A 15,357-nucleotide genomic window follows, 5' to 3' on the forward strand; every position below is an offset into this window, starting at 1 on the left:
ATTCAAGACGAAAAAAGAGGACAATTCAGTCCTCTTTTTTATCAGCGCTAATTATGGTTTAACCACAACCAGTACCTGAATCGCTTCTGGGGTAACAGAAAGTCCATCAAGTAGTCCTAAACCTTCTTTTTGGAATTTCTGTAAACGCTCAATTTCATCTTGGCGAATACTTGGATTGAATTGCTTCAGATAAGTTAAACGGTCAATTTCATATTGCCATTTACTACTGTAGTGCTCTTTCGCTTGCTGCATCAATTCAGGTAACGATGTTTTAGCAATATCCAAAGCTTGAGCATAACGTGTCTCAATCACATCACGGCGCGCTTTCACCACCTGACGGCAGCTATTACCATCTAAATGGTGCAAGTATGGACGTAAAATACTTGGATCAATCTTGGCAGATAAATCTTGACCATTTTCGCTCAATAAAACACGGATCAACTGCTTTGGAAGGCTTGATGGTAAGTTCAGGGCTTTTGGTGCAACCACATCCACCTTAAACCAAACTTCCAACAGAACTGAACCTTGTTTTAATGCATTTGATTTCAACAACGCAACATTGGTACTACCAAATGATTGTGTGCGGATCATTTCCATCACACTTTCAATAAATGGATGCTCAAGTGTCAAATACTGCGCATCTTCACGAATCTGAGCCTGATCACGGTAGAAAGTCGCTGTCATACCTTCTTCGTCTAAGGTCAAACCTTGAACTTGCATTTGATCAGTAGGCTTGATGATTACAGTACCATTGCTTTGCTCATCAAAATCGATATTGGTAGATGACATAAAACGTTTAACAAACATCGGCAAAGTCGTATTGTCATCATAATCTTCGAGTGCTTGTACAATACCTTGTGCAACCACTGGACGACATGAATTGTATTCTAGCAATCTGTCGCGACCAGCTTGTAATTCAGCTTCCAAAGCTTGACGTTGTACATTCACCTCTTCAAGTAAATCTTCAAAAGTCTGACCTTGATCAGCAAGCAAACAATCTTTCAACTCAACAATAAAGTTCTCTTGCAAGGTTTGCGCAGTTGGAGAGATATTGCTGAAAATATTAAGTGCTTCGTTGTACCAACGGAACATACGCTCTTGAGCGGTGCCTACCAAATATGGCACATGAATTTGGATACGGTTTTCTTGACCAATACGATCTAGTCGACCAATACGCTGTTCGAGCACATCAGGGTTTGCAGGCAAATCAAATAAAATTAAATCACTGGCAAACTGGAAGTTACGCCCTTCTGAACCAATTTCAGAGCACAGTAAAATCTGAGCACCATAACTATCTTCAGCAAAATATGCGGCGGCTTGGTCACGCTCTAATAAGCTCATGCCCTCATGGAACATTGCTGTACGAATACCTGCATGTAAACGTAGGGCATTTTCTAAAGCTTCAACTACAGGTCCACTACGTGCGATCAACAATACTTTTTTGTGCTTGAGATCTTTACGCAGTACTTCCATCAACCACGGCACACGAGGATCGGTTTCCATCCAAGAACCATCGAGCTGTCCCTCTTCAGGCCACATTTGCTCTCGCATTTTGCCGTCAAAAGACCAGTCTTCTGGTGCAGGCAATGGTGCAGGTTGACAGTCACGACCTGGGAAACCTTGAATCGCTTCACGGGTGTTACGGAATAAAATACGACCTGTACCATGACGGTCTAGTAACTCATGGATCGCTCGCATACGTTGTTCTGGCTGATCATCAATACGATGACCCAATAAGCCGTCAAGTGCGACCAAATGCTCTTCAGTCAATGCCTCGTCAGACATCAATACTTCTGCTATTTTCGCAGTATGCTGATATTGTTCTTCTTCGTCGAGGAAGCGATCTAAACTGCTAAAACGTTGTGGATCCAACAAACGAAGTCGTGCAAAGTGACTTTCTACACCTAGTTGCTCTGGTGTAGCAGTAAGCAAAAGCACACCTGCTGTTTGTTCAGCGAGTTCTTCTACTAAATCATAACGATCATTACCGCCGTCTTCTTCACTCCACATTAAGTGATGTGCTTCATCTACGACGAGTAAGTCAAAGCCAGCTTCTACGGCTTGCTCACGTAAGTCGTCATGGTCAACCATCAAATCAACACTGGCAATAATACATTGCTCAGTTAAAAATGGATTGAGATCAGGATCGTGTTCTTTGATCGAAGCAGTACGTGTTAAATCGAAAAGTGAAAATTGCAAATTGAAACGACGGCGCATTTCAATCATCCATTGATACTGCAATGAATCAGGAACCAAAATCAGAATACGTTCTGAGCGACCCGTTTTTAATTGTTGATGGATGATTAAACCAGCTTCAATGGTTTTACCTAGCCCCACTTCATCTGCTAACAAAACACGTGGGGCAAAACGCTTACCGACTTCGTGAGCGATATAAAGTTGATGTGGAATCAATCCAACACGAGCACCAAGGAAACCACGTAAAGGACTAGTATGCATTTGCGCTTGTAATAGCATCGCTTCGATACGAAGGTCATACCATTCTTTATAATCAATTTGACTAGCAAGCAAACGCTCTAAAGGTTTTGAAAGCTGAATTTGCGCACCAATACGTGTTTCATTCAATGATTTTCGTTCTTGCTCGCCATTTTCTAAAGTACGAACAACATCATAACGAAGCACTCCATGACGATCTTCGATTGCTTCAACAATCCATTTTGAGCCTTCTTGATCTTGCACTTCATCGTTTACATTGAAAATGATACGAGATAAAGGTGCATTGTTACGTGCATACACACGTGTTTCATCACTTTTGGGGAATAAAATGCTGATAGAACGTTCATCCACATCAATAAGAACGCCTAAACCTAGTTCAGTTTCTGTATCTGATAACCAACGTTGACCAATAGCAAACTGCTGCAATTTTTCCACCTTTATCTCAAGTAAGCCTACATATTGTAGTGCCTAATTCAACGAAGAATTAATGCATTTTATGTAGTTTTCAACGATATGTATTTTGACACAAAGCGCGTTCAGATAGCGCGCATCACATCATGTTTCATAAAAAAGTTTTGGGCTAAAACGGTACAGGACAATTGAATGTCAACTGCTGAGCTGTTTTAGGATGAGTGAAGCTTAGTTCTGTCGCATGTAAACACAAACGATCATAAAGCTGTTGTTGTTCTGGCGTAGCGTACAAAGTATCACCTAAGATCGGGTGACCTAAATACTGCATATGCACACGAAGCTGATGCGAACGACCTGTAATCGGAACGAGTTGAACTCGGGTTACAGGATGTCCTTTAATTTCTAAATGTTCGATGACTTGCCATTCTGTTAATGCTGGTTTGTGATGCGATGCATCAACGATATGCAATGGCGGACGGCTTGGATCATAAATCACGGGTATATCGACGATGCCTTCATCTTCGAGATGTCCAGCAACCAAAGCTTGGTAAATTTTTGAGGTTTGACGATCTTGGAATTGGCGAGAAATATGACTCTGCCCAAATTTAGATAAACCAAAAACGAGTATTCCTGAAGTATCCCGATCTAAACGGTGAATCAGTAAAGTTTTTGGCTCTAGTTTTAATAAGCGATTGATTAAACAATCTTGCAAATCAGGTGTTTTTCCAGGTACGGTGAGTAGCCCTGCGGGTTTATGGATGACCATAAAATCTTCATCACGATGAATCAAATGTTCACTTAGAAAATCACTCAAGGTAGCCTTCCAACGACTCGATGAAAACAAGCGGGCAATCATAAAAAGCTTAGACTAGAAATACAATGAAAAAATCGATTTAATTCTAATTTTTTATTCCATATCTAAAAAAACACCACAACAATAGTCATGGTGTTTCCTGATATCTGAAATTAAGCAGAAGCTTTCATTTCAGCAAATGTTTCTTTTGCTGCTTGAATGGTCTCTGCAATATCTTGATCAGAGTGTACTGAAGAAATAAAACCAGCCTCAAATGCTGAAGGTGCAAGGTAAACACCGCGTTTAAGCATACCATGGAAGAATTTCTTAAACGCACCCACATCACAGGCTAACATCGAATCAAAACTTGTGATGTCATCTTGATCTGTGAAGTACAAACCAAACATTCCTCCCACTTGCTGAGTTTTGAATGGAATACCAGCTTCATCTGCTGCAACTTGTAAACCAGCAAGCAGTTTTTCTAATTGGGCAGCTAATTTGTCATAGAATTCAGGTTCACGTAGATGCTTAAACATCGCAATACCCGCACGCATTGCCAAAGGATTTCCTGACAATGTCCCTGCCTGATACACGCCGCCTAGCGGTGCGATACACTCCATGATTTCACGTTTACCACCAAAAGCACCCACTGGTAATCCTGCACCAATGATTTTACCTAAAGTCGTTAAATCTGGTTTTACCTTATAGACTGATTGCGCTCCACCAAGAGCAACACGAAAACCTGTCATTACTTCATCAATAATGAAGACTGATTGATATTCATCACAAACATCACGAATGGCTTGCAAGAATCCTTCAATCGGCGTTACTAAATTCATGTTGCCTGCTACAGGTTCAATGATTACGCCTGCAATCTCATGACCAAACTTACTAAAACATTCTTTTAATGCTTCAATATTGTTATATGGCAAAGTTAAAGTATGTTTTGCAAAATCAACAGGTACTCCTTTAGAAGTCGGCTCCCCCTCACCCAAAGTAAGTAAACCTGAACCTGCTTTAACTAATAATGAATCAGAGTGACCATGATAACAGCCCTCAAATTTCACAATCTTGTCACGTCCTGTATAACCACGTGCCAAGCGAATTGCAGTCATCGTCGCTTCAGTTCCTGAACTGGTCATACGAACCATTTCGATCGAAGGCATAATTTCGCAAATCGTGTCTGCCAAAGTGGTTTCATGCACGGTTGGCGCACCAAAACTTAAGCCATCCTCAGCTGCGATTTGCACCGCTTTAATAATATCAGGATGTGCATGACCTAAGATCATCGGTCCCCATGAACCTACATAGTCAATATATCGTTTGCCATCAACATCCCACAGGTACGCACCTTTCGCTTTCTCAATAAAAACTGGCGTACCACCTACACCGTTAAATGCACGTACAGGTGAATTTACGCCACCTGGAATATGTTTATTCGCCTGTTTAAATAACTGTTCTTGCTTTGGAGATAAACTCATATGAGGCTCAACCTAAATCGAAATAATGGGGAGTGACTAAAGTCCCAACTTGTGAACACACAGAATTATGCAAATAATTTCGCCCATGCGCTGACACGAGCAGGAATTTCGGCTGTTGATCGTCCTAATATATCACTAATTACTGCACAAAGGCTTGCTCCAGCCTCTATCACGACTTGAGAATTTTCAACAGTTAAACCTCCAATCGCACAAATTGGCACATCATATTTTTGTTGAGCCTGTTTGATGACTTCGATTCCCACATTGCCCGCTTCTGGTTTAGTTGATGTCGCATAGACAGCACCAAATGCTACATAAGTCGCGCCTTCGGAAATTGCTTTTGCTGCCAAGTCTAAAGAGTTTAAGCAAGTACGTCCGATAATTACTCCTTGGGGTAAACGCTTAATCGCATCAGTAATTTCACCATCGGACTGCCCTAGATGCACACCTAAACCAAATTGTTCTGCTAACGCCAAATCATCATTAATGACAAAAGGGACTTGATATTTTTCACACAGGACTTTGATCAACTCCACTTCAGATGGTTGATTTATTTTTTCTATTTTTTTTCGACGATATTGCAAAATAGCTATATGACCAGTAGCTAGTGCAGTCTCTAACTTTTCTAAAAGAAGTTGAATGGGATCATCATTGGTGATGAGGTATAAACCGCGCATGAAAATTTCACTAAAAAAACGTTGGTTTCAGGGTATATTTTCTTATTTAAAAATTAAAGATCTAGAATGTAGTAAGAATCATATTTCTTGATGTGATGTATTTTAAATGACATATAATACGATGAATTTAAAACAACAGTTATATGTCACGTATTAATTCTTAAAATAAATTACGCCATGAACACACAGAACAAATGCCAATCATGACCGTTACATTTCTAAATGGCTCATATGAATAAATCACATGTATTTCTAAATGGCGTATGCCGCCATGAACACGCTTACTTTTATTGGTCAATATTGCTTTATTTTCTAAATGGCGTGTGCCGCCATGAACATTCGCTAATAAAACCCATACCATGAATTGCTTTTCTAAATGGCGTATGCCGCCATGAACTGGAATAACTTTGCCGTTTGGATTCTTGGCAATTTCTAAATGGCGTATGCCGCCATGAACAAACTAACTGCAAGCATCACGTTTAAATGCACTTTCTAAATGGCGTATGCCGCCATGAACTTGTTCCAGTCCTCAAGGCTGCCCCAGTTGATTTTCTAAATGGCGTATGCCGCCATGAACTTCGCCCCCTTTCCAATTAATCGGGGCTTTTATTTTCTAAATGGCGTATGCCGCCATGAACTCTCCAAGAATCAACTTCATTTGCATACCACTTTTCTAAATGGCGTATGCCGCCATGAACCAAATGCACAAAGTTGCTTTGGCTTTTGACATTTTCTAAATGGCGTATGCCGCCATGAACGCGTCGATCTCGTCTTTGAGCATTACCGCAATTTTCTAAATGGCGTATGCCGCCATGAACAGCACGGTGTAAGTGATAGTGCATGCCGACAATTTCTAAATGGCGTATGCCGCCATGAACCATCGGGCGTTTGTCTCCAATCATTATTTTCATTTCTAAATGGCGTATGCCGCCATGAACCCCATGTGGAATCGCCAGCCATTGCCCTAATCTTTCTAAATGGCGTATGCCGCCATGAACGCTCAATGAAAAAGATAGGTGCATATCCGAGATTTCTAAATGGCGTATGCCGCCATGAACTTGTGATTAAAGGGTGTATTTCCTTTTTTAAATTTCTAAATGGCGTATGCCGCCATGAACTTGTGCAAGCAGGATCTCACTAGTTTTCACAATTTCTAAATGGCGTATGCCGCCATGAACGAGCCAATCACTACAGAAATTGCTCAACCCGATTTCTAAATGGCGTATGCCGCCATGAACAGTTATAAGCATTTTCTATTTTTCTAGCTAAATTTCTAAATGGCGTATGCCGCCATGAACTTACTCGCTGTTATTTTACTTATTTCATATATTTTCTAAATGGCGTATGCCGCCATGAACGGATGGACTACGAAGGAGGCTGACTAATGTGTTTTCTAAATGGCGTATGCCGCCATGAACCCAGTCAGATAGGTTTCAGTATTGCTCCAATTTTTTCTAAATGGCGTATGCCGCCATGAACCAGTGAATAAGTCGCTTGTAGTTGTTGTTAATTTTCTAAATGGCGTATGCCGCCATGAACTAATCCCCATTATTGGACGCAGTTGAATCATTTTTCTAAATGGCGTATGCCGCCATGAACGAAAATCACAAACATTAGCTAGAGTTTCAAGCTTTCTAAATGGCGTATGCCGCCATGAACCTTGATCAGCTACGCGATAAGTTTTATCTTGATTTCTAAATGGCGTATGCCGCCATGAACTCTGCAAAGCTGCTCTAATTTGGGTGAGTGTTTTTCTAAATGGCGTATGCCGCCATGAACTCTCAGATTCGCCACCTCATGCGCTTTGGCTTTTTCTAAATGGCGTATGCCGCCATGAACAGGATTTAATAATCCAGTCCTTGTTCGCACAATTTCTAAATGGCGTATGCCGCCATGAACATAATAACAAGCGAATTACTGTACAAATCAACTTTCTAAATGGCGTATGCCGCCATGAACGAACCCCCTTTTTATTACTTAGCAGCAGCTCGTTTCTAAATGGCGTATGCCGCCATGAACGATTTTTAAAATTCCATATTTTACGCTGTAACTTTCTAAATGGCGTATGCCGCCATGAACAGTTTTGTGCCATTTGCTGTGCTGCGCTCTGATTTCTAAATGGCGTATGCCGCCATGAACAACTCATGAAACAACCAATTAATTGGTTATATTTTCTAAATGGCGTATGCCGCCATGAACAATTGACTGAGTCTATTTTAGATTCAAATCGATTTCTAAATGGCGTATGCCGCCATGAACATTTACAGGACAATTTAGGACTAATTCTTTACTTTCTAAATGGCGTATGCCGCCATGAACCTATCAAGGTGCAGCAGATCAATTTTTACGTTTTTCTAAATGGCGTATGCCGCCATGAACTTGTTTGGCGGTGATAAGGGCGAGGGTGGTTGTTTCTAAATGGCGTATGCCGCCATGAACTCACTTATCAGATGATCATAGTTGAGCGCGATTTTCTAAATGGCGTATGCCGCCATGAACGACCATATCCACCAGCCAATGTTCAGATTAATTTTCTAAATGGCGTATGCCGCCATGAACTTTTATCTAACTTTGCAAAAAAAGTCCTCCTTTTTCTAAATGGCGTATGCCGCCATGAACAAGTAGCAAAAGTTCTTAGAGGTGGCGCTGCTTTTCTAAATGGCGTATGCCGCCATGAACTACCAAAAGCTGAAAGGATGATTTGACCTGCTTTTCTAAATGGCGTATGCCGCCATGAACATCAAGGTAACTTAATGCCAGCATTGCAACTTTTTCTAAATGGCGTATGCCGCCATGAACGCAGCAATGAGTCTTTGAAAACTTCAATCACTTTTCTAAATGGCGTATGCCGCCATGAACCACAAATGATCAATTCTTTTGACCTCTACACTTTTCTAAATGGCGTATGCCGCCATGAACTCACCTGGTGTGATACCTGGGTAATTTCACCTTTTCTAAATGGCGTATGCCGCCATGAACTTTCACAAGCAGACTGTCAAAAATGGCTGAATTTTCTAAATGGCGTATGCCGCCATGAACTTGACCCAATAGCATTAGAGATCACAGGAAGCTTTCTAAATGGCGTATGCCGCCATGAACTTGGCGCAGGTGCATTCCTGCAGGGATTGGCATTTCTAAATGGCGTATGCCGCCATGAACGCTCTCCTGCAGGTGTAATGGTTTCACTGGTCTTTCTAAATGGCGTATGCCGCCATGAACGCTATCGGCTCAAAAGGTGGCGTACCTACATCTTTCTAAATGGCGTATGCCGCCATGAACCTGATGCAGTTGCGGTGGGGTGGAGAGAGCACTTTCTAAATGGCGTATGCCGCCATGAACCGGCACAGGTTGCGCTTTGGCTCGAAAGGGTTTTTCTAAATGGCGTATGCCGCCATGAACATACCGCATTTGGCGACGTTTCTTTATCAGATTTTCTAAATGGCGTATGCCGCCATGAACTTTTTTTGTTGGTCTGTTTCTGATTCTGCATTTTTCTAAATGGCGTATGCCGCCATGAACTCAGGTTTTAGAAATTACACAGCAGTGATCGATTTCTAAATGGCGTATGCCGCCATGAACGGTCTTGCTCAAATTGCTTTTTGAGATCGTCATTTCTAAATGGCGTATGCCGCCATGAACTGGGGATTGATCCGACCAGTGGACGATATGCTTTTCTAAATGGCGTATGCCGCCATGAACTTGGATGTTGCAATGATTTATGAGTTTGCAGATTTCTAAATGGCGTATGCCGCCATGAACAGTTTTCTTTATATTCAGCTAAAACCTGTTCGTTTCTAAATGGCGTATGCCGCCATGAACTTGTTCTGTGCATTATGTTATGCGTAGATTATTTTCTAAATGGCGTATGCCGCCATGAACCATATTGATAAACCTTTGGAGTTCTCCAGTAATTTCTAAATGGCGTATGCCGCCATGAACTTGGTTGGATTGTATGTGATCTGAACCGTATCTTTCTAAATGGCGTATGCCGCCATGAACCTTTACCTGATGGTCATCTTTGGACTTATCCATTTCTAAATGGCGTATGCCGCCATGAACGAGCTAAGACTTTAGATACTTGTGAAGCAGTTTTTCTAAATGGCGTATGCCGCCATGAACTATGATAAGTACCACGTTCTCTGCTTAGTCATTTTCTAAATGGCGTATGCCGCCATGAACCTACTGCAACTCCACAAGCTGACCCAGTAACATTTCTAAATGGCGTATGCCGCCATGAACTGGCTTAGTTTTGTTGGGCATCTTTGCGGGTTTTTCTAAATGGCGTATGCCGCCATGAACTAATAGGTGCAGATTATTCTTGGTGGTTAGAATTTCTAAATGGCGTATGCCGCCATGAACGCGGTTGGAATTTATCCAATCCAGTGCCACAATTTCTAAATGGCGTATGCCGCCATGAACTAAGTTTGAGGAAGGTCATGTCCGCTCAAGTTTTTCTAAATGGCGTATGCCGCCATGAACGTTTTGGTTGTTTCAGCTGAAATGGATGTTGATTTCTAAATGGCGTATGCCGCCATGAACGATGCTTCACGAAGAATTTCTTGCAGCGCATATTTCTAAATGGCGTATGCCGCCATGAACACCCACTTCACGAAGTTTGAATACATCTGAGTTTTCTAAATGGCGTATGCCGCCATGAACCACTGGATAGTAAATCCAGTCGTTTTCCTCGTTTTCTAAATGGCGTATGCCGCCATGAACCGATAGCTATTGAATATCGACCGACCCAAAACTTTCTAAATGGCGTATGCCGCCATGAACGTTTGTGCGGATTTCAAAAGTTAAGTTTGCATTTTCTAAATGGCGTATGCCGCCATGAACCGTCGTTCTTACTTAGCAAGTCGTGCTCACAATTTCTAAATGGCGTATGCCGCCATGAACAATTAAGCGCTCTTTCAATGCGTTTTTACAGTTTTCTAAATGGCGTATGCCGCCATGAACTGGGGGTGAGCATGTTTAAGGTTGGGGATTTATTTCTAAATGGCGTATGCCGCCATGAACCTTGTCAAAATTGATCTCATAAACCCCGTGACTTTCTAAATGGCGTATGCCGCCATGAACGTTTGTGCGGATTTCAAAAGTTAAGTTTGCGTTTTCTAAATGGCGTATGCCGCCATGAACGATGAATTACCAGTCAAAAGCCAACTAGATGTTTTCTAAATGGCGTATGCCGCCATGAACATCTTCAACTGCCTTGCCTTTTTCAATTTCAGTTTCTAAATGGCGTATGCCGCCATGAACATGCAACTCAAGTCGCTAAAGTTCTTCGCGGTTTTCTAAATGGCGTATGCCGCCATGAACCTCCAAGTTTAATGTGATGGTGCGAGGTTTTATTTCTAAATGGCGTATGCCGCCATGAACCTTAAGTCGTTTATGTTTTTTAGACTTGGAGTTTTCTAAATGGCGTATGCCGCCATGAACTTGACGTTTGATACACTCAGCAATGAATGCCTTTTCTAAATGGCGTATGCCGCCATGAACTTTCTGCATTGGCTTCAGCTTGATTAGCAATATTTCTAAATGGCGTATGCCGCCATGAACAGAACATGATCCCGTTTAGAGCATCGGGTGTGTTTCTAAATGGCGTATGCCGCCATGAACCGTGCTTTACGCTGTGATCTGCCCTGCTGTGTTTTCTAAATGGCGTATGCCGCCATGAACGATAGCCGAATAATCATGCTGTTTGCTCCTGATTTCTAAATGGCGTATGCCGCCATGAACTCGTCCTACTTTTGCTGCTAATGTTGGCGGTTTTTCTAAATGGCGTATGCCGCCATGAACACAAGCCGCTTAAATGCGGTTTTTCTTTTTCTTTTCTAAATGGCGTATGCCGCCATGAACAGCAAAAAATACCGCTGAAATTGATGAGGGCATTTCTAAATGGCGTATGCCGCCATGAACAAAAAACTCGAAGGTTGCGTGGTGGTGCCAAATTTCTAAATGGCGTATGCCGCCATGAACATTCATCACCCACACGTAACTGGAATCCGACATTTCTAAATGGCGTATGCCGCCATGAACCAAAAGTGACACCCTTTATGCTGCCATTGTTTTTTCTAAATGGCGTATGCCGCCATGAACATTAATGGCAAAGACTTTGTAAAAGATTCATGTTTCTAAATGGCGTATGCCGCCATGAACATTCAATACCATTTCTGCGATGTATCCGCTGTTTTCTAAATGGCGTATGCCGCCATGAACAGGTTTTTCTGAAATGAAAAGTGGGCGAACACTTTCTAAATGGCGTATGCCGCCATGAACTTCAGCGATCAGGCCGTAAATGTCGAATTGAATTTCTAAATGGCGTATGCCGCCATGAACGGTGGAATGGCGAGTGGGTGGTTTATGAGTTTTTTCTAAATGGCGTATGCCGCCATGAACTTTTTAATCCTCAGTATTTGATTGAAACGTGTTTTCTAAATGGCGTATGCCGCCATGAACTGAGCTGCTTTGAAAAGTTCTGATTTGTTCATTTTCTAAATGGCGTATGCCGCCATGAACGTGTGGAAGTGGTGAGGGATTGACCGTTCGTCTTTCTAAATGGCGTATGCCGCCATGAACCGGCATAACATCCTTTTTCGCTAGATATTCGTTTTCTAAATGGCGTATGCCGCCATGAACAAATCGCTCTGTGACGAAATCATGCGCCGTGTTTTCTAAATGGCGTATGCCGCCATGAACATGAAAAATTCAGTCATTCCATGATTTCTGCATTTTCTAAATGGCGTATGCCGCCATGAACATCCACTTCTTTCATCATCGCCAGCATGTTCATTTCTAAATGGCGTATGCCGCCATGAACTTCAGGAACTTTGCCAGTTGTTCGAATCTCATTTTCTAAATGGCGTATGCCGCCATGAACTTGTCACAACATCTAGCGGTACAGGAATTACATTTCTAAATGGCGTATGCCGCCATGAACCCCTAGTGTTGAAATTATAGGGGCTTATGTTTTTTCTAAATGGCGTATGCCGCCATGAACCTGACACGCTCATGCCTGTTATTTCTTCTATATTTCTAAATGGCGTATGCCGCCATGAACCTTATCAACGTGACGCACATCATACCTTTAGCTTTCTAAATGGCGTATGCCGCCATGAACTGTCTACGCTGAACAAGCGCATATTGTAGCGTTTTCTAAATGGCGTATGCCGCCATGAACCCTTAACAAAATGAATCTGAACACAATAGTCATTTCTAAATGGCGTATGCCGCCATGAACATTGATGTTACATCAGTAGTCGGAACCATCACTTTCTAAATGGCGTATGCCGCCATGAACCATTCAAGGCACTGGTTAGTTGTAGAGTCGATTTTCTAAATGGCGTATGCCGCCATGAACCCACTGTGCTGCCGAAGCTCACACTAGCAGAGTTTCTAAATGGCGTATGCCGCCATGAACTTTTATTACGACCTTGAAAAATATGGCTATGATTTCTAAATGGCGTATGCCGCCATGAACATCTTGGCTTTATTTTAAAGAATGGCTCGACTTTTCTAAATGGCGTATGCCGCCATGAACCATTAGATAATGTCATACATCCTGAAAGGCGTTTTCTAAATGGCGTATGCCGCCATGAACAGTAAGAGGCAATTGTTCATTATTTACTGAAATTTCTAAATGGCGTATGCCGCCATGAACGAAAGAATGCTCCAGAGGGGGCTACGCATTACTTTCTAAATGGCGTATGCCGCCATGAACTGCGCCAGTCAGTTTCAATAAGTCGAACATTATTTCTAAATGGCGTATGCCGCCATGAACTATAAAATTATAGTAAAAATATAAGTTACAACAAGTATTTATGATGGTTTTTTAGCAATTTACCCAATCAAAAAACGACTTGGTGTAACTTATTGATTTTATTAAGCTGTTAAATAGTAAAAAAATATTGGGTCAAAATTCTGGAACTGTTGCCATTCGACTTAGTCCATACGTTCCAAACTCTCCATCTTTTGCCTCATCAACTAGAGATTTACCAATATATAAACGATATGGTCGATCTATATTTTGATCTCGTTTTGCACTCAGACTTTTTAAACTCACATAAGGCTCAATAATAGGTTTTTCAATATATTGTTTAAAATGCTGCGTAGCCTCATCCAAAGAAATATTTCGACGTTGCGCTTGATGAACTATACGCTCTTCAACACTCATCTTTGGATTGACTCGATAATAGTGTGCATGACCAGTAACTTTAGCTTGAGGTACTTCTCTCGGTTGAATGATATGAACATAATCAATGAATCGTTCTAGCCATTTACCTAAATTAAGCTGTTGTAGCTGATTTTCCGAACTGGCAAACACACGAATTTTTGTACCCAAAAAACCAATTTTCTTTTGCTCATTAATACGATATTGAGGAAAAGATACACCGAAGAGTATTCTACCCTGCTCATTACTGTGTTCGGCAAAAGCAATATGAAGCTGGGTATAAACTTTTGACCAAATAAAATAGGGGGAAATTTCATCTTGATCAATCAAGGTGATTTCTTGATACCAATCCATCACTTACTCCTTGCCACTTTGACCAAATACTCCACCACGCACTAACACAGCCATTACATAATGTTCTTGTTCAGCATTCTCTAAAGAATCACCTAAAGCATATTTATCAAATAAGCTGAAAAAATCTTTTTTATCTTTAGGGGTACGATAAGCCTTCCCTAGATTAGTTACTGCACCATATGGTTCAATCGCAATTGCTGTTTTCTTATCATCAAATTCAGGATACCAAGTATCAATTGTACGTAGTGCATTACCAATTTTTTGAGAGTGAATTGCTGCAACATCATTTACATGATAAAGAATTTTACTTTTATCACCTTTGCCTTTATCCAAAACTAACTCTTCACTTGGATAAACTTCTTGCGCTTTTCCTACTAATGCATAAGCTTCAATTTTAATTAATAAATAGGGTGTTTCGCCTTTTAAAGCTTGTGCAATTTGATTAGCCAAGTTATGTACTTTTTCATCAATTTTATCAAAGTTATGTAATGGATATTCCAAAGCATTAAAACTGACTGCAGGTTGATCATTAACTGTAACTACAACCTCAATTTTTTCAGCGCCTACTCGGTTACGCCATAAGAAACGCGCATTCGCTATATTTAAAGCATAACGCTTTGCTAATTCTGTAAAACCATATTGTTGAATATAGTTTTTAGCTACTGACTGATAAGATTGTAGAAACATTTCATTATTACAAGCTGATGGATTTTCAACACCACCTAGTACTTTCAAAGTGAATCCAACCTTTAAAGTATCTTGATGCTCACCCAACGCACAGGCATCTACAGTTTGTAAGTTCGCTTTTTCAACTTCTGCATTCAATTTTAATGGATCACTTGCAACGGCTGGTTTTAGTCGATTGGAAATTGTTCCCCGTACTGATTTTTGAATAAGTTTCAAAGCTGTTTGTTCTTCACGATTTCCCCAAGTTGTTCCATAAAAATAACCATCAGATGGAACAAGTTTCTTTTCAAATGCGAGTACACTTGCAACTACTTTTTCATTCTTAGCCAT

At 41.1% G+C, this 15,357-nt stretch carries 6 protein-coding genes and 1 CRISPR repeat array; all 6 genes read right to left on the reverse strand.

Annotated elements, in window-relative coordinates; genetic code table 11:
• Positions 1 to 51: 51 nt before the first annotated feature.
• The 6 genes from rapA to csy3 all read right to left on the reverse strand — a co-directional run bounded on the left by rapA (position 52) and on the right by csy3 (position 15,357).
• Positions 52 to 2,889 (reverse strand): RNA polymerase-associated protein RapA, encoded by a 2,838-nt coding sequence (gene rapA / locus R2H34_RS11850; protein ID WP_004912567.1) that lies wholly within the window; start codon positions 2,887 to 2,889, stop codon positions 52 to 54.
• Between the two features lie 145 nt (positions 2,890 to 3,034).
• Positions 3,035 to 3,679 (reverse strand): RluA family pseudouridine synthase, encoded by a 645-nt coding sequence (locus tag R2H34_RS11855; RefSeq protein WP_171293774.1) that lies wholly within the window; start codon positions 3,677 to 3,679, stop codon positions 3,035 to 3,037.
• Between the two features lie 152 nt (positions 3,680 to 3,831).
• Positions 3,832 to 5,139 carry a glutamate-1-semialdehyde 2,1-aminomutase gene (gene hemL, locus R2H34_RS11860; RefSeq protein ID WP_112986977.1) on the reverse strand — a complete coding sequence of 436 codons (1,308 nt, stop codon included), beginning with the start codon at positions 5,137 to 5,139 and terminating at the stop codon, positions 3,832 to 3,834.
• A 65-nt stretch (positions 5,140 to 5,204) separates the two neighbouring features.
• Positions 5,205 to 5,816: a thiamine phosphate synthase gene (gene thiE / locus R2H34_RS11865; protein WP_042891131.1), complete on the reverse strand. Its 612-nt coding sequence runs from the start codon at positions 5,814 to 5,816 to the stop codon at positions 5,205 to 5,207.
• A 249-nt stretch (positions 5,817 to 6,065) separates the two neighbouring features.
• A CRISPR array of direct repeats spans positions 6,066 to 13,596; the repeat unit is 28 nt; unit sequence TTTCTAAATGGCGTATGCCGCCATGAAC.
• 132 nt (positions 13,597 to 13,728) lie between these two features.
• A complete protein-coding gene (gene cas6f / locus R2H34_RS11870) occupies positions 13,729 to 14,340 on the reverse strand; it encodes a type I-F CRISPR-associated endoribonuclease Cas6/Csy4 (protein WP_075696697.1) in 612 nt (203 codons plus the stop codon).
• A gap of 3 nt (positions 14,341 to 14,343) precedes the next feature.
• Positions 14,344 to 15,357 carry a type I-F CRISPR-associated protein Csy3 gene (gene csy3 / locus R2H34_RS11875; RefSeq protein WP_075696698.1) on the reverse strand — a complete coding sequence of 338 codons (1,014 nt, stop codon included), beginning with the start codon at positions 15,355 to 15,357 and terminating at the stop codon, positions 14,344 to 14,346.

The organism is Acinetobacter sp. 16 (assembly GCF_033439925.1).
GTDB lineage: Bacteria > Pseudomonadota > Gammaproteobacteria > Pseudomonadales > Moraxellaceae > Acinetobacter > Acinetobacter junii.

Coding starts and splice junctions, on each gene's coding strand:
- cas6f (WP_075696697.1), bottom strand. CDS start 14,340: ATGGATTGGTATCAAGAAATCACCTTGATTGATCAAGATGAAATTTCC.
- csy3 (WP_075696698.1), bottom strand. CDS start 15,357: ATGGCTAAGAATGAAAAAGTAGTTGCAAGTGTACTCGCATTTGAAAAG.
- thiE (WP_042891131.1), bottom strand. CDS start 5,816: ATGCGCGGTTTATACCTCATCACCAATGATGATCCCATTCAACTTCTT.
- hemL (WP_112986977.1), bottom strand. CDS start 5,139: ATGAGTTTATCTCCAAAGCAAGAACAGTTATTTAAACAGGCGAATAAA.